Genomic DNA, 17,913 nt, shown 5'->3' on the forward strand with positions numbered 1-17,913 from the left:
GAGCCCGGGAACGCCATCCGATCTGCCGAGACGACAGCCTCCGGGGCTCGCGCCACCTCGCGCGCTGGAGATGCACTCGGCAGCTACACCGCGCGCCGCCACGCCACGATGCTCGACTCCAGGGCCGACAGCAGGGCGAGGGTCTGGGTCGGCTCGTCCAGGCGCGAGCCGAAGAGCGCGTGCAGCCGGCGCAGGCGGTGCCGGACCGTCTGGTCGTGCACGCCGAGCCGCGCCGCGAGGGCGGGAGCGCTGTCGCGGGTCTGCAGCCACAGCAGCATCGTCTCGGCCAGGGCCACCCGGCGCTTCGGCGACTGGGCCAGCAGGGGCGCCAGCACCTTCTCGTCCGCGAGCCGACGCAGCGCCGGGTCGGCGTGCTCGCACAGCCGGGACTGGTGCAGCTCGCAGTCGAGCACGTGGTCCTCCGGGGCCTCGATCACGCCGTCCTGCAGCAGCGACAGCCCGCGGCTGGTCCACCGCACCGCGCGGTGCACCTCGCTCGGGTCGACCGGCCACGACAGGGCGACGTCGGTGCCCGTGCGTCCCGCGAGGTGACGGGCCAGACGGGTGGTCGTCTCGGGGTCGGCCACCACGATGAGGCGGTCCTGGTGGACGCCGGACAGCGCCTCCTGGCAGGCCGAGACGATCGACGTCGAGGCCTGGTCGTGCGTGGTCACGGCGACGACGATGCGCTCAGGCAGCACCCACGAACATCGGCCGGCGACCTCGCGCAGCCCCGCCGGTCCCGTGCCGTCCAGCAGTGCCACCAGCATGGCGGCACGGCCCTGCTCGCGTACCTGGGTCGCGCGGGCCCTCGTCTCCACGAAGCCGGTGAACGCGTGCTCGAACAGCGCCGTCTGGTAGGCGATGAGGCCGTCGCCGAGCGCCCCCACGACCTCGGCCGACTGGCCGAGCGCGGTCGCGGCGAGGCGCACGTCCGTCCACGACTCCTGCGTGGCGATGTGGTGCGCGGCCCGCATGGCGTCGAGGTTGAGGCCGGCCGCGGCCTGGTAGCTGCCGAGCCAGCGGTAGAAGGTGTAGATCTCGGTGCCGTAGGTGGGCGCTCCGGCGACGGTGTCGACGAAGACGGCCACCGCGCGGGTGATCGCCTCGTCGATGCCCTTGTGGATCACGGGATCGGCGTCGGCCGAGAACCCCGCGACCTCCTCCCGGATGCGGGTGACGATGCGTCGGGTCAGCTCCACCGAGCGCGGTCGGTAGCCGGCCACGACCGCGGCGTCGATCTGCGGAAGGCCCAGGACCTCCCGCAGCAGCTGGCGCTCCCGGCCGGACTCCGTAGGACGGGCGTCGCGCTCGTGTGCCACTGCAGTCATGTGTCTCCCCCTTGCTCGTGCCGCGAGCCCGAGGCCGCGCGGACGTTCCCTCGAGCACAGTCAAGGAGCAGGCGTCGCGTGGAGTCCAGGCTCGACGGACCGCCGCCATGGAATCGATCGGGAACTTGTGACGCGGGTAACAACTTCCTGCGCAGGTCGGAGAGTCAGGTCAGGGGCGCAGCAGGTCCAACGGGTCGACGTCGAGGCGCGCGGCCAGGTGCTCGAGGCTGACGAGCGTCAGGTTCCGCTCGCCGCGCTCGACCGATCCGAGGTAGGTGCGGTGGTAGCCGAGCTGCTCGGCGAACTTCTCCTGGCTCAGGCCGAGGGACTCACGGTGCCGGCGCAGGCGCTGGCCGAGGATCTGCTGCAGTGGCTGGCTCACGCGTGCAGCGTGGCGCAGTGCGACTCATCGGTCGACAGACCGATGAGTAGCATCCGGAGGTCCCTCCGGTCACCGGTCGAGCTGGGCCTGGAGCGCCGTCGCGACCCGTCGCGCACTGTCCGGGGCGAGCACCAGGTGCTGACGCTGCTGGTCGGGCTCGCCGACGAAGACCCACTCCTCGGGCTCCCCGCAGCGACGGGTGCGCACGACCAGCAGGTCGGTGGTCTTCGGACGCGGTCGGGCACTGCCCTGCTCCCGCACGCCGATCACGACGGGCAGGTAGTGGGGCGTGCCCTCGTGGTGACGATCCTCCGGTGCGTCGTCCTCCCGGTGCGTCGAGGTGCACCAGGACGGGCACGGCTCGTGCAGCCTGCGGGGTCGGGCGTGGTCACCGTCCATGCAGGGTCCCTTCGTCGTTGCGCCCGGAAAGGGGTGTCCGGCCCACGCTAGGGCGCGCTCCGGACACGGGTCGTGCGCTCGTGCCCGGCTCCAGGGTGCGACTCATCGGTAGCGGCGCGACGTCTCGCGGGCCGCCGCAGCGCGGGCCCGACGAAAGTTGTCACGCGGCTGACAAGAAATGACCGGCAGGCACCCTCTGTGGCCCTGGGCCTGGCGGCGTGGCCTGCGACACACCTACGGTCGGCCACGGTCGTGACGCACCCAGGATGCGTCGGGCCTGCAGGACGACGGAGGGGCGAAGAGCATGGGCGGAAGCGTCGAGGTGCGGGGACTGACGAAGTCCTTCGGGCGCCAGAACATCTGGCACGACGTCACCCTCACGTTGCCGCCGGGGGAGATCACCGCGCTGCTCGGCCCCTCGGGAACCGGCAAGTCCGTCTTCCTCAAGTCCCTCATGGGCATCGTGGACCCCGAGCGCGGCGAGGTGCTGATCGACGGCGTCGACATGGTGTCGGTCAAGGAGGCCCACCGCCTCGAGCTGCGCAAGAAGTTCGGCGTGCTGTTCCAGGACGGTGCGCTCTTCGGCTCGATGAACGTGTACGACAACGTCGCCTTCCCGCTGCGCGAGCACACCCGCATGAGCGAGGAGGAGATCCGCCAGGTCGTCCTCGACCGGCTCGACATGGTGGGCCTGCTCGGTACCGAGCACAAGGTGCCCGGCGAGATCTCCGGCGGCATGAAGAAGCGGGCCGGCCTGGCCCGCGCGCTCGTGACCGACCCCGAGATCATCCTCATCGACGAGCCCGACTCCGGCCTCGACCCGGTGCGCACCTCCAACCTCGCCCAGCTGCTCGTCGACGTGAACACCGCAACCGACGCCACGATGCTCGTGGTCACCCACAACATCGAGCTGGCGCGCACGCTGCCCGACAACCTCGGCATGCTCTACCGCCGCGAGCTCGTCATGTTCGGTCCGCGCGAGGAGTTCCTGCTCACCGACCACCCGGTCGTCAGCCAGTTCATGAGCGGCGACCCAGAGGGTCCGATCGGCATGAGCGAGGAGAACGACCACCGCACGATCGACCTCTTCGACGAGCCCGTGGACTACGGCGCGGGTGGCCCCCTGCGCCACGGCGGAGCCCGCGCGATCGAGGTGCTGCCCCGCCAGCTCGAGCCCCGCTCGGGGGGTGCTCGACCCAGCTCCGTACGCCACCGTGAGCGGGTCAGCGCGGGCAACGCACCGCTCTACGTGGCCGACGACGACGACACCCACCGAGTCCCGCCGAACCCGACGTCAGGTGCCGTCGCGCGGTCGCTGACCGCCACCGGCGACGTCTTCGCCCTTGCCCTCGACACCACCCGCGCCACGTTCCGCCGGCCCTTCGCCGCGCGCGAGGCGCTCGAGCAGTTCTGGTTCGTCGTGAGCGTCTCGTGGATCCCCGCGATCCTCGTCGCCATCCCGTTCGGGGCGGTCATCGCCCTCCAGCTCGGCACGCTCACGGTGCAGGTCGGTGCCCAGTCGTTCACGGGTGCGGCGAGCGTGCTCGCGGTCGTCCAGCAGGCGGCTCCGATCGTCACGAGCCTCGTGATCGCCGGGGCGGGTGGTGCAGCCATCTGCGCCGACCTCGGCTCGCGCCGCATCCGCGACGAGATCGACGCGATGCGGGTGATCGGCGTGAACCCCGTGCAACGCCTCGTGGTGCCGCGCGTGCTCGCTTGCATCGGCGCCGCGATCCTGCTCAACGGCCTGGTGTCGGTCGTCGGCGTCGTCGGCGGCTACGTCTTCAACGTCATGGTGCAGGGCGGCACGCCCGGCGCCTACCTGTCCAGCTTCACCGCGCTGGCGCAGATCTCCGACCTGTGGGTCGGCGAGCTCAAGGCCGTGGTGTTCGGCTTCATCGCCGGCATCGTGGCCTGCCACCGGGGGCTCAACACCGCTCCCGGCCCGAAGGGCGTGGGCGACTCGGTGAACCAGTCGGTGGTCATCACGTTCCTGCTGCTGTTCTTCGTCAACTTCGTGATCACCACGCTGTACCTGCAGCTCGTCCCGGGCAAGGGAGCCTGACATGACGGTCGCACCGCCCCAGGGGCCCGGAGCCGGAGGGCGCACGCCCCGGCCCGAGCCGACGCCCGAGGAGCTCGGCATCGACGACCGACCCGCCCGCTGGTGGGACCGGCCGATCGACGCCGTCGCCGCGGCCGGCGCCGAGCTGCGCTTCTACGGTCGCGTGCTGGCCTGGATCCCGGCCACCGTCCGGCGCTACCCGCGCGACATCCTCCGGCTGCTGTCGGAGGTCAGCTTCGGCTCGGGGGCCCTCGCGGTCATCGGCGGCACCATCGGTGTGATGCTCGGCATGACGCTCTTCGTCGGCAGCGTGGTCGGCATGCAGGGCTACGCGGCCCTCGACCAGATCGGCACGTCGGCCCTGAACGGCTTCATCTCCGCCTACTTCAACACCCGCGAGATCGCGCCGCTCGTGGCCGCGCTCGCGCTGTCGGCCACGGTCGGCTCGGGCTTCACGGCGCAGCTGGGTGCCATGAAGATCAACGAGGAGGTCGACGCCCTCACGGTCATGGCGGTGCCGAGCGTGCCCTACCTCGTCACCACCCGTGTGGTCGCAGGCTTCGTCGCGATCATCCCGCTGTACGTGATCGGCCTGCTCACGTCGTACTTCGGCGCCCGGATGGTCACCGTCCACCTGTACGGGCAGTCGGCCGGCACGTACGACCACTACTTCTCGCTGTTCCTGCCGCCGATCGACATCCTGCTGTCGTTCGCCAAGGTGCTGGTCTTCGCCGTCCTCATCATCCTCATCCACTGCCGGCTCGGGTTCATGGCGCAGGGCGGGCCCGCCGGCGTCGGCATCGCGGTCGGCACGGCGGTGCGCCGCAGCATCGTCACCGTCGCGGTGCTCGACCTCGTGCTGTCGATGGCCCTGTGGGGCACCACCACGACCGTGCGGATCGCCGGATGAGCGCGCGCCGAGGCGCTCCGCGCTGGGTCGACGTGCTGCTCGGCCTGGGCTACGGGCTCGTCGTCGTGGCGCTCGTCGGGGGCGCGGTGCTCGCCTACAACAGGGCGTTCGTGCCGCGCTCCGACGTCGAGCTGCGCACCGACGCGGTCGGCAACGCCCTGCAGAAGGGATCGGACGTGAAGCTGCACGGCGTCCCGGTGGGCGAGGTCTCGAAGATCACCACGGCCGACGACGGCGCCGTCCTCACGCTCGCGCTCCAGCCCGAGGTCCTGGAGCGGCTGGCGCCCGACACCACCGGCCGGCTGCTGCCCAAGACGTTGTTCGGCGAGCGCTACGTCGAGCTGCAGACCACGGCCCCGGCCGGCGGCCACCTGCAGGCGGGTGCGGTCATCGAGCAGGACGCGTCGGCGGAGGCGATCGAGCTGCAGAAGGTGCTCGACGAGCTGCTCCCGCTGCTGCAGTCCATCCAGCCCGAGAAGCTGCAGTCCACCCTCAACGAGCTCGCGACGATGCTGCGCGGCCGCGGCGGCGAGCTGGGCGACACGCTCCAGGCGTGGGGCGAGTACGTGCAGCGGCTTCAGCCCAGCGTGCCGCTGCTGGCCGAGGACCTCGACCGGCTCGGAACCGTGGCCGAGACCTATGCCGACGCCGCTCCCGACCTGCTCACGGCGCTCGACGACCTCACGACCACCTCGGGCACCCTCGTGGCCAAGGGCCAGGCGCTCACCGAGGTGTACGAGCGGGTCATCGCGTCGGCCGACGAGAGCCGTGGCTGGGTGGCCGGCAACGCGAGCACCATCGAGATCCTGGCCGAGGACAGTCGCAAGGCGCTCGAGGCCGCGGCACCCTACGCCCGCACGTTCCCGTGCCTGCTGCGGTCGGCCCGGCAGTTCATCCCGCGGATGGACCGGGTGCTCGGCAAGGGCACGGACCAGCCCGGTCTGAAGGTGGTGCTGAACGTCAGCCCGCCGCGCAGCGGCTACCGGCCCGGGCGCGACACCCCGTCGTTCAGCGGCGGTGGCAAGCCGTCGTGCCCCTACGTCCCCACCGGAGCCACCGCGCGGGCGTCGTCCGCGACCACGAGGTCCGAGCCCGAGGCGATCCAGCCGCCCGCCTACGACCCGCGCGGGTCCGCGGTGGCGTCGGCGGGCCTGGGCGAGGCGAACTCGCCGGCCGAGAACCAGCTGATCGCCGAGCTGGTCGCGCCGAGCCAGGGCATGAGCCCCCAGGACTACCCGCGCTGGGCGAGCCTGCTCGTCGGTCCGACGCTGCGCGGCACGAAGGTGGAGCTGCGATGAAGACGCTCGTCCTCAAGAGCCTGGTGTTCACGGTCGTCACCGTGCTCGCGACCGTGGCGCTGGCCGGGACCATCCGCAACTCGACGCCCGGCTCGTCGAGCAGCTACACGGCGCTGTTCTCCGACGCCACGAGCCTGAACCGCGGCGACGACATCCGCATGGCCGGGGTGAAGGTCGGCACGGTGACCGAGGTGGCCGTGCACGACAACCGCGTGGCCGGGGTCGAGTTCACCGTGCAGGACGCCGTGCGGCTGCCCCGTGGGACCACCGCCCAGCTGCGCTTCCGCAACCTCGTCGGCCAGCGGTACATCTCGCTCGAGCCGCCGGAGGTCGCGGACACCGACACGCTGCCGACCGGTCACACGTTCGGCCTGGAGGAGACGCGGCCGGCCCTCGACCTGACCATGCTGTTCAACGGCTTCCAGCCGCTCATGCAGTTCCTCGACCCGAAGGACGTCAACGCCCTCAGCGGGCAGATCATCGCCGTGTTCCAGGGCGAGGGCGCCACCGTCGAGGGGCTGCTCTCCAGCACGGCCAGCCTCACGTCGACCCTGGCCGAGAAGGACCAGGTCATCGGCGAGCTGATCGACAACCTCACGTCGGTGCTCACCACGGTGAACGGGCGGTCCGACGAGCTCGACCGGACCATCATCACGCTGCAGCAGCTCGTCTCGGGTCTCGCCGAGGACCGCGAGACCATCGGCGACACCCTCGACGGCATGGGCCGGCTCACGAGCAGCGTCGCCGACCTCCTGGAGGAGGGGCGCCGACCGCTCAAGGACTCCATCGCCTCGCTCGGCTCGCTGTCCGGGGAGCTGGCGGACGCCGAGGACGTGCTGAACCGCTTCTTCGACACCCTGCCGGGCAAGCTCGACCGCATCGGACGCACGGCGTCCTACGGGTCCTGGATCAACTTCTACGAGTGCGAGATCACGGGTGTCATCCCGCGTCCCGAGGGCTACTTCGGCGACCTCGGTGCCCAGCCCGTCGCGAAGAGGTGCACCGCATGACCCGGACACGCAAGGCTCCCCGCTTCCCGACGGCGTTCGCGGAGCGCAACCGCGTCGTGATCGCCGTCGTCGGGCTGCTGACCATGGCGATCGGCTTCCTGCTCGCCTTCAACGCCCAGGCCCTGCCGATCATCGGCGGCGGAAGCACCTACCAGGCGCAGTTCGCCGAGGCCGGTGGGCTCAAGCCGGGCAACGAGGTCCGCGTGGCCGGGGTCAAGGTCGGCGAGGTGACGGGGCTGGAGCTCGACGGCGACACGGTGGTCGTGACCTTCCGGGCCAAGGACGTTCGGGTCGGACCGCAGTCGCGGGCGGCCATCAAGGTCAAGACCACGCTGGGCCAGAAGTTCCTGGCCGTCGACCCGCTCGGGGCCGGCGAGATCGACGGGCCCATCCCGTTGCAGCGCACGAGCACGCCGTACGACGTCAACGCGGCGTTCTCCGACCTCTCCGACACGATCGGCGAGATCGACACCGCCCAGCTCGAGACCAGCCTCGACGTCCTGTCCGACACCTTCGAGGACACGCCGAAGGCGGTGCGCGAGTCCGTCGCCGGGCTGACCGACCTCTCGCGCGTCGTGGCCAAGCGCGACGACGAGCTCGCCGCGCTGCTGGCCTCCACGCGTGAGGTCAGCGGCACTCTCAAGGACCGCAACGCCGAGTTCGCGAAGCTCCTGCAGGACGGCAGCAGCCTGCTCGAGGAGCTCGCGTCCCGTCGCGAGACGGTGCAGGCGCTGCTCGACGGCACCGAGCGGCTGGGCACCCAGCTCACCGGCCTGGTGCGCGACAACGAGGAGCAGCTGCGGCCGGCCCTCGCCAAGCTCGACGACGTGGCCGAGATCCTCCAGGCCAACCAGAGCAAGCTCGAGGCCTCCCTGCGGCGCCTCGGTCCGTACTACCGCACGCTCGCGTCGGCGACCGGCAACGGTCCGTGGGTCGACGCCTACATCTGCGGACTGTTCGACGCCAGCGGCGCACCCGAGCTGCGCAACGACGTGGCCCGTGACTGCGCACCGAAGAAGGGAGGGGGCCAGTGAGACGCCGGAGCCTCGTCATCGCCCTCGTGGCCGCTCTCGCCGTCGTGGCGGTCGTCGGCTGGCGTGCGACCGCTGCGCGCGACCGCACGACCGTGCAGGCCGTGTTCGAGTCCAGCGTGGGTCTCTACGCCGGCTCCGACGTGCAGATGCTCGGCGTGCCGGTCGGCACGGTCACCGACGTCGCGCCCGGCCCCGCCGGCGTGACCGTGACCATGCGCCTCGACCCGGGCCAGGCCGCGGCCGCCGACACGGCCGCGGTCATCGTCGCGCCGACGCTGGTGTCCGACCGCTTCGTGCAGCTGACGAAGCCGCACACGAGCGGCCCGACGCTGGAGGACGGCGCCGTGCTGCCGATGGAGCGCACCGCGGTGCCGGTCGAGATCGACGACCTCTACGCGAGCCTCACCGACGTGAGCGAGAAGCTCGGTCCCGACGGCGCCAACCGCGACGGCGCGCTGTCGCGCTTCCTCGACGTGGCCGACCGCAACCTGCGGGGCCAGGGCGTCAAGATCAACCAGCTGATCGGCGACTTCGGCGACGCCTCGGGAACCCTCGCGGACTCCAGCGACGACCTGTTCGCCACGATCTCGAACGTCAGGGAGTTCAACGACATGCTCGTGGAGAACGACGACGCCGTGGCCGACGTGAACCGGCAGTTCGCCGAGGTCAACGACTACCTGGCCGACAGCAGCGGGGACCTGGCAGGAGCGATCGACAACCTCGGTGAGGCGCTCGCCCTGGTCGACGACTTCATCCGCGACAACCGCGGCGCGCTGAGGACCAGCGTCGAGAACCTGCAGGGTCCGACCCGGGTGCTCGTCAACCAGCGCGAGGCGTTGGAGGAGACCGTCCGGCTGGTCCCGCTCGTCCTGCAGAACTTCCTGCGGGCGTACGACCCGGACCTCAAGGCGCTCACCGGTCGCGGCAACCTCAACGAGGCCTCGATCTGGAAGGACGGCGGCGACGCGCCCGCCCTGCTCCCGGAGGTGAACCGATGAGGGGCGGGCCGATGAGGCGCCTGCTGGTGGCCGCAGTGGTGGCCGGTCTCGCCGCGCTGTCCGGCTGTGGCGTGCTCGGCGGCGGGGTCTACGACACGCCCCTGCCCGGCGGCGCCGACGTCGGCTCCAAGCCGATCCGCATCACGGCCGACTTCGACGACGTGCTCGACCTCGTGCCCCAGTCCAGCGTCAAGGTCGACGACGTGGCGGTCGGCCGCGTCGACCGCATCCGGCTCAACCCGGACGGACGGAGCGCGCGGGTGACCCTGCTCGTCAACCGGGACGCGCAGCTGCCGGCCGGCACGGTCGCCCGTCTGCAGCAGACGTCGCTGCTGGGCGAGAAGTACGTCGCCCTGGTCCGGCCGCAGACGCCGCAGGCCGGTCGGCCGATCGCCGACGGAACCCGGCTCGGTCTGGCCGACACGTCCCAGGCGGCGGAGGTCGAGCAGGTGCTCGGGTCGCTGTCGATGGTGCTCAACGGTGGCGGCATCGGCCAGTTCCAGGAGATCTCTCGCGAGCTGCAGGAGGTGTCGACGGGTCGTCCGGAGGAGATCAGGGGGTTCCTCCGGGAGATGGACACGTTCGTCACCACGCTCGACGACCGCAAGGAGTCGATCACCGCGGCCATCGACGGGCTCGCCCGGTTGTCGGAGAACCTGGAGGCCGACCAGGACAAGATCGTCTCGGCCCTCGAAGGACTGTCACCCGGCATGCAGGTGCTCGTCGACCAGCGCGAGGACCTCGTGGCCATGCTGTCGGCCCTCGACCGGCTCTCGACGGTGACGGTCAAGACGCTGGACGCCTCCCAGGACGACATCGTCGCCGACCTGAAGGCGCTCGACCCGATCCTGGAGAACCTGGCGCGTGCCGGGCGCGACCTCCCGGAGTCGCTCGAGATCCTGCTGACGTACCCCTTCCCGGACTCGGTCATGGGGGCCATCGAGGGCGACTACGTGAACGCCTTCATCGAGACGAACTTCCGGACCCTGCCCGCGGGCTGCGAGGCGGCGGGGTGCGCCTGGGCGCAGGTCGAGGACCCGAACTACCCGGACGACCCGATGAGCGGCGCGCGTCGCAAGGGACTCGATCCGAAGGCGTTGCTGGAGGAGCGGCTCGAGGCGGCCGAGGACGAGCAGGACGTGCCGCCGAGCCTGCTGCCGCCCACGTCCTCCCCGGCCCCGGGGTCACCCGCACCGACGATCCCCGTGCCGAGCGCCACGGTGCCCACCCCCGACGGCTCGCCGAGCCCGTCGCCCTCCCCGTCGCCCTCGGTCGATCCGACCACGACTCCTCGAGAGGGTGAGCAGTGATGCTGACCGGACGCATCAGAGCCCAGATCGTGGCCTTCGTGGTCCTCGGGCTGGTCGCCACCTCCTACCTCGGCGCCACGTACGTGGGCATCAACCCGTTCTCCACCGGCTTCACCGTGACGGCGGCCCTGCCCTCCGCCGGAGGCGCCTTCGAGAACGGCCAGGTCACCTACCGAGGAGTGCCCGTCGGCCGCGTCGACAGCCTCGAGGCCACCGACGAGGGCGTGCGCATCACGATGTCCATCGACGGCGACGCCCCGCGCATCCCGGCCGACGCCGCGCCCAAGGTCGTCAACCGCTCCGCCATCGGCGAGCAGTACGTGGACCTGCAGGGCGGGACCACCGGGGGAGCCGCCCTGGCGGACGGCGACCGGCTGTCGGCGGGCGAGGAGTCCCAGCCTCCGGGCATCGACCGGGTGCTGCGGTCCGGGGAGAAGTTCGTGTCCTCCGTGCCCGAGGAGGCGCTCACGTCGGTGATCGACGAGGGCTACGAGGCCTCCCAGGGCGTCGCGCTCGACTTCGGCTCGCTGCTGGAGAGCTCGCAGGAGTTCCAGGCGGCGGCCGACCGGAACTTCGTCGCCACGCGGGGCCTGATCGAGAACTCCGACCGGGTGCTCCGCACGCAGGAGGCGTCGTCGCAGAGCATCCGCTCGTTCAGCGCGGACCTCGCCACCATCGCCTCCACGCTCGAGTCCTCCGACGGGGACCTGCGTCGGCTCATCGACAACACGCCCGCCGCGGCTCGCGAGATCGACGTGCTGTTCCAGGAGGTCGGCCGACCGCTCGGAGTCGTGCTCGCCAACCTGGTGACCCCCGCGCAGGTGTTCGGCATCAACGCCGGGGGCGTCCAGGACGCGCTGGTGACCGCGCCCAAGGCGTTCAGCATCGGATGGACGGTCACCGGCTCGCGGGGGATCAACCTCGCGCTCTCGCAGTCGTACTTCTCGCCGCTGCCGTGCACCACCGGCTACGGGGGCACCACGCCGCGGCCCGGGTCGCAGACGTCGGGTGGCTCCTCGTTCAACCTGCAGGCCGGGTGCCGCTCGTCGGCGAAGGCCTCCAACGTCCGCGGACCGAAGGGCACGCCCCGACGCCAGGCGTCGGTGGCGACCGCACCCGACGGCCCGGCCGTCACGGCCGACGTCCGCATGGCCGACTCGCTGGCCGACCTGATGGGTGGTGCACGATGAGCACGAAGGACGCGCTCGCCGAGCGCGAGGACGTGGGGGAGCAGTCGATGACGGACGACGCCGTGCCACCGGACGAGGCCGGCCCGCCGGCACCGGGGGCGCAGAAGCGGGAGCCGTGGGTCCTCGGCTGGGTGCTGGTGGCGCTGGGCCTGGTCGTCGCGCTGAGCGGGTCGGTGGCGTGGTGGACCGCCGCGCACAGCGAGGACCTGCAGCTGGCGCGCACGCGGGACGCGGTGCTGATCGCGACCACGAGCGACGTCGCCACCCTCAACAGCCTCGACTACCGCGACGTCCAGGCCGGCCTCGACGGCTGGAAGGCCGTCACCACCGGCACGCTCCACGACCAGTTCGCCGGGCTGGACGCCAAGGACCGCGAGCTGCTCGCCGACCAGCGCAAGATCTCGAAGGGTCGCGTGGTGGAGGCAGCGGTGCTCGACGTCGACGGTGCCACCGCCGAGGTCATCGCGTCGGTCGAGACCACCGTCCGCGACGGCGCGGACGTCGACGCCGAGCCGGTCGTCAAGCGCAACCGCTTCACCGCCACGCTCCAGCGCTCCGGCGGCACGTGGAAGGTCAGCGACCTCCAGCAGCTCGCGGTGGACGTCTCATGAGGGGCGCACAGCGGATCGTCGTGGTCGCCGTGGCCGTCCTCGCGCTCGTGGCGGGTGGTGTCGGGTGGTGGCAGTACGTCGACCTGACGTCGGGCCCGGCGGGGGACAACGCCGCCCTCGTCGACGAGAAGGGCACGACGGAGGTCCAGTCGCAGGTCGCGGTCGCGCTCGAGCGGGTGCTCACCTACGACCACGCCGACCCGACGCCGACGGAGGAGTCGGCGAGGACCATGCTCGCGGGCAAGGCGCGCAGCGAGTACGCGACGCTCTTCGCCGCCCTGCAGGAGCAGGCGCCGGGGCAGAAGCTGGTGCTCACCGCCAAGGTCAGCGCCGCCGGGGTCACCGAGCTCGAGGGGGACCGGGCGAGCCTGCTCGTCTACGTCGACCAGTCGAGCCGTCGGGCCGGCGAGGACCAGGCGAACGTGTCGGCCGCCCAGCTCGCCGTCACGGCGAAGAGGTCGGACTCCGGGTCCTGGCAGGTCACCAGCCTGCGCCCCCTCTGAACCGGGAGCATCGCCCAGGACCGGGTGCGGCAGACTGAGCGGGCCGAGTCGAGCCGACAGCGAGGGGCACCCATGGCCGACATCACCCGACGTCCGTTCCTGAACCACCTGAGGTCGGACCCGACGTCGTTCGTGCTCAAGCTGAGCGGGGGACGACCGACGAAGTCCGGAGCCGGCATCTCCTTCTGGTTCCGTCCGAGCACCGCCGCGCTCGCCGAGGTGCCGCTCGACGACCGCGAGCAGGCGCTGCAGTTCACCGCCCGGACCAGTGACTTCCAGGTGGTCTCGGTGCAGGCGACGGTGACCTACCGCGTGGTCGACCCGGCCGTGGCCGCGACCCGCATCGACTTCGGCATCGATCCGCGCACCGGCGCATGGAACGCGCGACCCCTCGAGCGCCTGGGCGGTCTGCTCACCGAGCTGGCGCAGCAGCCGGCGCTCGACCACCTCGCGAGCACCTCGCTGACCGACGCGCTCTCGCACGGCATCTCCCCGGTGCGTCAGCGCGTGGCCGACGAGCTGGCCGGCGACCAGCGCCTCGTCGAGCGCGGCCTGGCGGTCACCGACGTCCGCGTCGTCGCCATCCGTGCGGAGGCCGACCTGGAGCGCGCCCTCCAGACGCCCACCCGCGAGGCGGTGCAGCAGCAGGCCGACCGAGCCACCTTCGAGCGGCGCGCCATGGCGGTGGAGAAGGAGCGCGCGATCGCCGAGAACGAGCTGACCAACCAGATCGAGCTGGCCCGCCGCGAGGAGGAGCTCGTGGCCCAGCGCGGGCAGAACGAGCGCAGGCGCGCCACCGAGCAGGCCGAGTCCGACCGCATCACGGCGGCCGCCCAGGCCGAGCGCCAGGGCGTCCTCGCCCGTGCCGAGGCCGACCAGGAGCGCACGGTGGGCGAGGCGCGGGCCGAGGCGGAGTCCGCCGCGTTCGCGTCGTACGCGCAGATCGACCAGGGTCGGATCCTCGCGATCGCCGCGCGTGAGCTCGCGGGCAACCTGCCGCCGCTCACCCACCTGACCGTCACGCCCGAGCTGCTCGCGCCGCTGCTGGACCGGCTCGGTGACCGCGACGACCGGGTGGCGGCCGAGGAGCCCGGTCCGGCGTGACGCTGCGGCCCAGGGCCGTCGTCGTCCACCGGCGGTCCGAGCTCGACGAGCTCGTGGCACGTCACGCCACACGTGAGCAGGCGGCCTTCTTCCTGGCCTCCCGCGACCGCGACATCGTCGAGGTGGAGCACCGTCACGAGGCCCTCGCCCGGGCGCGCTCGGCCGTCTCGGCCGCCATCCCGCTGCACTGGCGGCGTGCGGAGGTGGAGCGCAGCGAGCTCGACCGCTTCGTGTTCGGTCCCGAGGACGTCGTGGTCGCCGTCGGCCAGGACGGGCTCGTGGCGAACGCGGCCAAGTACCTCGACGGGCAGCCGGTCGTGGGCGTCAACCCCGAACCCGCCTGGAACCCCGGTGTCCTCGTCCCGCACCGGCCCGAGGACGTCGTGACCGTGCTGGCGGCCCTGGCGCGCGCGGACCGGCAGGTCCAGGAGCGCACGATGGTGCAGGCCCGGACCGACGACGGACAGATGATCTCGGCCCTCAACGAGGTGTTCGTCGGGCACGCCGGCCACCAGTCGGCGCGCTACGTGCTGCAGTGCGGCGACCAGGTGGAGCGGCAGTCGTCGTCGGGCATCCTCGTCGGCACCGGGACGGGGGCCACCGGCTGGCTGCGCTCGGCGTGGGAGGAGCGCCGCAGCCCGCTCGACCTGCCGTCGGCGACCGACGCCAGGCTGTGCTGGTTCGTCCGGGAGGCGTGGCCGTCGCCGGCCACGGGGGTCACGGTGACCGAGGGTGTCCTCGAGGCGGAGGGATCGCTCGTCGTCACGGTCGAGTCGGACGCGCTGGTGTGCTTCGGCGACGGCATCGAGGCCGATGCGGTGACGCTGTCGTTCGGCCAGCGGCTCACGGTCGGCCGGTCGTCGCGACGGCTGCGTCTCGTCGTCTGAGCGCGGCCGACCACAGGACCCTCGCGCAGGAGGGTGTGCGACCGCTGTCGTCAGCGTTCGTCGAACGGGGTCATCGGCGGCATCAGGTGGGTGAGATCGTCCGTCCGGTCGGTCCAGCGCGAGGCGGCCCGCATCCGGTCGCCGTCCGCCGTCCGCTGGCCGTCGCTCCACATGCGCGGCCACTCGCGTGCGAGCACCACGCTCGAGGCGGCGGCGACGAGAGCCGTCCCGATGCTGCGACGTCGCCACCGAGGCGTCACGTAGATCTGGTCGACGAAGCCCGACGACGGGTACCAGCGGTAGGCGCCGAGCTGGTCCTCGCTCGTCACGTCGACCTGGCGGAGAGCCTGTCGGTCGAGGAGGCTGCCGGGTGCGACGCCGTGGCCGGTGAAGGCGAGCAGGACCGTGGCGGGCGGCTCGCTGCTCGGTTCACGGAGCTCGGCGAACCACAGCGGAGGTGCCTTGGGTGCGGCCTCCGCGGTGACCTCGATGGCTACGACCGTCCCGGCGGGACCGTGCTGGGCCCTCGCGACGAGCGGCTCACCCTCGATCTCGGCGAGCGCCTCGTCCTCCGGCAGCGCGAGGCGCGTCCCGTCGCCGTGCCGCCCCGACTGCAGCACGGCGGACCACAGCGGCGCAGAGCCCGGTCCGAGTGCACGGACGTACCAGTACGGCCATGCCGGCTCACCCGGTGGCGGCCCCTCAGCGGCCACGCGAGGCGGCAGGTCGGCGGCGGGCCCGGGTCAGTGCGGCGGCACCGGCAGCGACCAGCAGGGCACCCAGGGGCGCGAGGGCCGCATCAGGACCACCGGTGGCCGGGAGCGTCCTGACCTGTGCGGCGGTGCTGCCTCGCGTGCCGCTCGAGGCGGAGGCCGGCGCGACGTCGGAGTCGCCATCGCCGGTGTCACCGTCGTCGGTGCCGGGATCGCCGGGATCGACCGGGTCCACGGGGTCTGCCGCCTCGACCGTGATCGTCAACGTCCCCGTCGTCGATCCGTTGGAGTTCGTCACCGTGTACTGCACGGGGACGGTGCCGCTGAAGCCGGTGGGCGGGGTGTAGCGCAAGCGCAGCGTGCCGGCGGAGGGGACGGCCAGGGTGCCGACCCCCTCGGTCGGCTCGGGCACGGGCGTCTCGGCCGCGCCCACGACCTCGACCGTGCCGCGGCCCTCGGGCAGCGGGGTGACCTCGAGACCGGTGTCCGGGTCCTCGCTGTCGTCGTTGGCCAGGACGTCCACCTCGATGGCGGGGCCGCCCTGCTCGGCGGTGGCCGTGTCGGGGCGCGTGACCGGAAGGATGGAGCCGGTCGCCGTGAGGGTGACTTCCTCGGTGTCGCACCCGGGCGTCAGGTTCAGGTCGCACGGCTCGACGACGACCGTGCGCGGGTCGGGCAGCAGCGCCTGGCCGTCGGGGACGGCCGACTGCGTGATCTCGACGCGGGCGCCGGGAGGGGCGGTGTAGAGGCGCAGGAACGACCCGATCCCGGTGATGTCGCCAGGGCACGAGCTGAGGCCGGTGGGGCCCTCGGCCGCCGCGGCGAGCCCGAGCGGCGGGAAGAACGGCCCGTCGGGCGGGAAGATCGGCCCGGTCGACCCGGTCGAGGTCGTGCACGTCTCGACCTCGGGTGAGCCACCGCCGGCGGGGTAGGTGGTGATGGTGATCGTGCTGCCCGCGGTGGTGGTGCCCTCGGGGACGAAGGCGCCGCTCGCCACCTGGGTGCCGATGCGGTACTTGCGGCTCCCGAAGCTCGGGGTCACGGCGTCCTCGGCGACGGTGATGTTGACCGTGCCGGTCGAGCTGCCGTTGCTGTTCGTCAGGGTGTAGGTGAGGGTGTCGGTTCCCGCGTAGTCCTCGGCCGCCGTGTAGACCAGCCGCTGGAGGCCGTCGTCGGTGACCCGCACGGTGCCGTGCAGGGGCGCAGAGGCGATGGACACGGTCGTGTCGGGGTCGTCGATGGAGTCGAAGGCGAGCACGTCGAACGTGACGGGCTCTCCCGGACGGGCGGAGAAGGACCGGTTCGGCGCGGACGGTGCGGGTCCCTCGCGCACGAGGTCCACGGCCACGGGATCGGCGGAGCACTCCGACGCGAGGCACGGATCGACGTAGACGTTCCGGTACTGGGTCCCGTCGTAGTACTCGATCACGGCCCGTTCGCCGGGGCCGAGCTCGACGGTGGGTGATGCGTCCGACTCGTTCAGGCAGGCGACCTCGGTGCCGGCCTCGACGGTCTCGACAGGAGCGCTGCAGTTGGCGGAGCGCAGGTACTCGTCGCCCTGGTAGATGGCGACGTACACGTACTGGCTGCCCACGTCGTCGGGGTAGAAGTCGCCCGCCTTCAGGGCCATCGTGATGGCGATCTGCTGGGAGCCGAGCTCGTCGGCGGCCTCGATGTCGGCCTCGCCCTCCGCCTCACCCTCCGCAGCGGCGCTCGGCGCGGGATCGGCCTCGGTCCCGTCCGTGTCCTGCTCGCTCGGGGCGGGCTCGGCCGGGGCGTCCGGGGTCTCGTCGGGGGTCTCGTCCGCCGGGGGCGGGGTCGACTCGGTGTCGCCGGCGGGCTCGGTGTTCTCCGGCGCGGTCGAGTCGGAGGTCGGCGCCGCGTCGGCCGGCTCGGACGTCGACGTCGGCTCCGAGGTCTCCGGGGCCAGGTCGCCCTCGGCGGCCAGAGCCGCAGGCGCGGAGGTCGCGACCGTGGCGAACGCGGCGACCGCGGTCACCCCGATGCGGCCGAACAGGTGCAGGGCAGGACGCGGCGAGCTGGACAAGGGGGCCCCTGGATGTCGAGAGGTGCCCGACGATCGGCGGGCGTGAGGAGCCTATGCGCAAGTTTGTCCCCAGTCCGGCGAACGAGAAGAATTCACCGGACCGGCCGGCGCGCGACTCGCC

The 17,913-nt window shown here is 72.2% G+C and carries 17 protein-coding genes and 1 pseudogene; 13 read left to right on the forward strand and 5 right to left on the reverse strand.

Features of this window, described 5'->3' with window-relative positions; genetic code table 11:
- Positions 1-83 precede the first annotated feature (83 nt).
- From ASF37_RS07080 to ASF37_RS07090, 3 genes are all read right to left on the reverse strand, one after another.
- Positions 84-1,331 carry a helix-turn-helix domain-containing protein gene (locus ASF37_RS07080; RefSeq protein ID WP_082480362.1) on the reverse strand — a complete coding sequence of 416 codons (1,248 nt, stop codon included), beginning with the start codon at positions 1,329-1,331 and terminating at the stop codon, positions 84-86.
- 169 nt (positions 1,332-1,500) lie between these two features.
- Positions 1,501-1,713 carry a helix-turn-helix domain-containing protein gene (locus tag ASF37_RS07085; protein ID WP_055962904.1) on the reverse strand — a complete coding sequence of 71 codons (213 nt, stop codon included), beginning with the start codon at positions 1,711-1,713 and terminating at the stop codon, positions 1,501-1,503.
- A 69-nt stretch (positions 1,714-1,782) separates the two neighbouring features.
- On the reverse strand, positions 1,783-2,112 hold the full coding sequence (locus ASF37_RS07090) for a hypothetical protein (protein ID WP_056579672.1): 330 nt from the start codon (positions 2,110-2,112) through the stop codon (positions 1,783-1,785).
- Between the two features lie 304 nt (positions 2,113-2,416).
- Between ASF37_RS07090 and ASF37_RS16815 the strand changes: the two are divergent.
- From ASF37_RS16815 to ASF37_RS07150, 13 genes and pseudogenes are all read left to right on the forward strand, one after another.
- Positions 2,417-3,013, forward strand: a pseudogene (locus ASF37_RS16815) (ABC transporter ATP-binding protein); the annotation flags it as partial.
- Between the two features lie 414 nt (positions 3,014-3,427).
- The gene (locus ASF37_RS16820; RefSeq protein WP_082480430.1) at positions 3,428-4,177 is read left to right on the forward strand and encodes an ABC transporter permease; all 750 of its coding nucleotides are present in this window, start codon (positions 3,428-3,430) and stop codon (positions 4,175-4,177) included.
- 1 nt (position 4,178) lies between these two features.
- Positions 4,179-5,087, forward strand: a complete 909-nt coding sequence (locus ASF37_RS07100) for an ABC transporter permease (RefSeq protein WP_082480360.1) — start codon at positions 4,179-4,181, stop codon at positions 5,085-5,087.
- Entirely contained in the window at positions 5,084-6,385 is a 1,302-nt protein-coding gene (locus ASF37_RS07105) for an MCE family protein (protein ID WP_156368141.1), read from the forward strand. The genes ASF37_RS07100 and ASF37_RS07105 overlap by 4 nt, the downstream gene beginning before the upstream one ends.
- Positions 6,382-7,395: an MCE family protein gene (locus tag ASF37_RS07110; RefSeq protein WP_055962914.1), complete on the forward strand. Its 1,014-nt coding sequence runs from the start codon at positions 6,382-6,384 to the stop codon at positions 7,393-7,395. Before ASF37_RS07105 ends, ASF37_RS07110 begins: the two co-directional genes overlap by 4 nt.
- Complete coding sequence (locus ASF37_RS07115; RefSeq protein WP_056579676.1) at positions 7,392-8,429, forward strand: MCE family protein; 1,038 nt, start codon at positions 7,392-7,394, stop codon at positions 8,427-8,429. Before ASF37_RS07110 ends, ASF37_RS07115 begins: the two co-directional genes overlap by 4 nt.
- Positions 8,426-9,427: an MCE family protein gene (locus tag ASF37_RS07120; protein WP_055962922.1), complete on the forward strand. Its 1,002-nt coding sequence runs from the start codon at positions 8,426-8,428 to the stop codon at positions 9,425-9,427. Before ASF37_RS07115 ends, ASF37_RS07120 begins: the two co-directional genes overlap by 4 nt.
- A gap of 11 nt (positions 9,428-9,438) precedes the next feature.
- Positions 9,439-10,737, forward strand: coding sequence for an MCE family protein (locus ASF37_RS07125; RefSeq protein ID WP_082506437.1), 1,299 nt, complete (start codon positions 9,439-9,441; stop codon positions 10,735-10,737).
- Positions 10,737-11,927 (forward strand): MlaD family protein, encoded by a 1,191-nt coding sequence (locus tag ASF37_RS07130; RefSeq protein WP_056579678.1) that lies wholly within the window; start codon positions 10,737-10,739, stop codon positions 11,925-11,927. Before ASF37_RS07125 ends, ASF37_RS07130 begins: the two co-directional genes overlap by 1 nt.
- A complete protein-coding gene (locus tag ASF37_RS07135; RefSeq protein ID WP_055962929.1) occupies positions 11,924-12,538 on the forward strand; it encodes a hypothetical protein in 615 nt (204 codons plus the stop codon). Before ASF37_RS07130 ends, ASF37_RS07135 begins: the two co-directional genes overlap by 4 nt.
- On the forward strand, positions 12,535-13,041 hold the full coding sequence (locus ASF37_RS07140) for a hypothetical protein (RefSeq protein ID WP_056556543.1): 507 nt from the start codon (positions 12,535-12,537) through the stop codon (positions 13,039-13,041). The genes ASF37_RS07135 and ASF37_RS07140 overlap by 4 nt, the downstream gene beginning before the upstream one ends.
- A gap of 72 nt (positions 13,042-13,113) precedes the next feature.
- Positions 13,114-14,145: an SPFH domain-containing protein gene (locus ASF37_RS07145; RefSeq protein WP_055962935.1), complete on the forward strand. Its 1,032-nt coding sequence runs from the start codon at positions 13,114-13,116 to the stop codon at positions 14,143-14,145.
- Complete coding sequence (locus tag ASF37_RS07150; RefSeq protein WP_056579680.1) at positions 14,142-15,032, forward strand: NAD(+)/NADH kinase; 891 nt, start codon at positions 14,142-14,144, stop codon at positions 15,030-15,032. Before ASF37_RS07145 ends, ASF37_RS07150 begins: the two co-directional genes overlap by 4 nt.
- Positions 15,033-15,082: 50 nt before the next feature.
- Here the strand turns inward: ASF37_RS07150 and ASF37_RS07155 are convergent, their stop codons facing one another.
- On the reverse strand, positions 15,083-15,745 hold the full coding sequence (locus tag ASF37_RS07155; RefSeq protein WP_156368142.1) for a GNAT family N-acetyltransferase: 663 nt from the start codon (positions 15,743-15,745) through the stop codon (positions 15,083-15,085).
- The gene (locus ASF37_RS07160) at positions 15,735-17,792 is read right to left on the reverse strand and encodes an Ig-like domain-containing protein (protein ID WP_056579682.1); all 2,058 of its coding nucleotides are present in this window, start codon (positions 17,790-17,792) and stop codon (positions 15,735-15,737) included. The genes ASF37_RS07155 and ASF37_RS07160 overlap by 11 nt, the downstream gene beginning before the upstream one ends.
- Between the last annotated feature and the right edge of the window lie 121 nt (positions 17,793-17,913).

It is taken from the genome of Aeromicrobium sp. Leaf289 (genome assembly GCF_001423335.1).
GTDB lineage: Bacteria > Actinomycetota > Actinomycetes > Propionibacteriales > Nocardioidaceae > Aeromicrobium.

What these genes read in the sequence shown, in the direction of transcription:
- ASF37_RS07080 (WP_082480362.1), bottom strand. Translation starts at nt 1,331, where the DNA reads ATGACTGCAGTGGCACACGAGCGCGACGCCCGTCCTACGGAGTCCGGC.
- ASF37_RS07090 (WP_056579672.1), bottom strand. Translation starts at nt 2,112, where the DNA reads ATGGACGGTGACCACGCCCGACCCCGCAGGCTGCACGAGCCGTGCCCG.
- ASF37_RS07100 (WP_082480360.1), top strand. Translation starts at nt 4,179, where the DNA reads ATGACGGTCGCACCGCCCCAGGGGCCCGGAGCCGGAGGGCGCACGCCC.
- ASF37_RS07105 (WP_156368141.1), top strand. Translation starts at nt 5,084, where the DNA reads ATGAGCGCGCGCCGAGGCGCTCCGCGCTGGGTCGACGTGCTGCTCGGC.
- ASF37_RS07110 (WP_055962914.1), top strand. Translation starts at nt 6,382, where the DNA reads ATGAAGACGCTCGTCCTCAAGAGCCTGGTGTTCACGGTCGTCACCGTG.
- ASF37_RS07115 (WP_056579676.1), top strand. Translation starts at nt 7,392, where the DNA reads ATGACCCGGACACGCAAGGCTCCCCGCTTCCCGACGGCGTTCGCGGAG.
- ASF37_RS07125 (WP_082506437.1), top strand. Translation starts at nt 9,439, where the DNA reads ATGAGGCGCCTGCTGGTGGCCGCAGTGGTGGCCGGTCTCGCCGCGCTG.
- ASF37_RS07130 (WP_056579678.1), top strand. Translation starts at nt 10,737, where the DNA reads ATGCTGACCGGACGCATCAGAGCCCAGATCGTGGCCTTCGTGGTCCTC.
- ASF37_RS07135 (WP_055962929.1), top strand. Translation starts at nt 11,924, where the DNA reads ATGAGCACGAAGGACGCGCTCGCCGAGCGCGAGGACGTGGGGGAGCAG.
- ASF37_RS07140 (WP_056556543.1), top strand. Translation starts at nt 12,535, where the DNA reads ATGAGGGGCGCACAGCGGATCGTCGTGGTCGCCGTGGCCGTCCTCGCG.
- ASF37_RS07145 (WP_055962935.1), top strand. Translation starts at nt 13,114, where the DNA reads ATGGCCGACATCACCCGACGTCCGTTCCTGAACCACCTGAGGTCGGAC.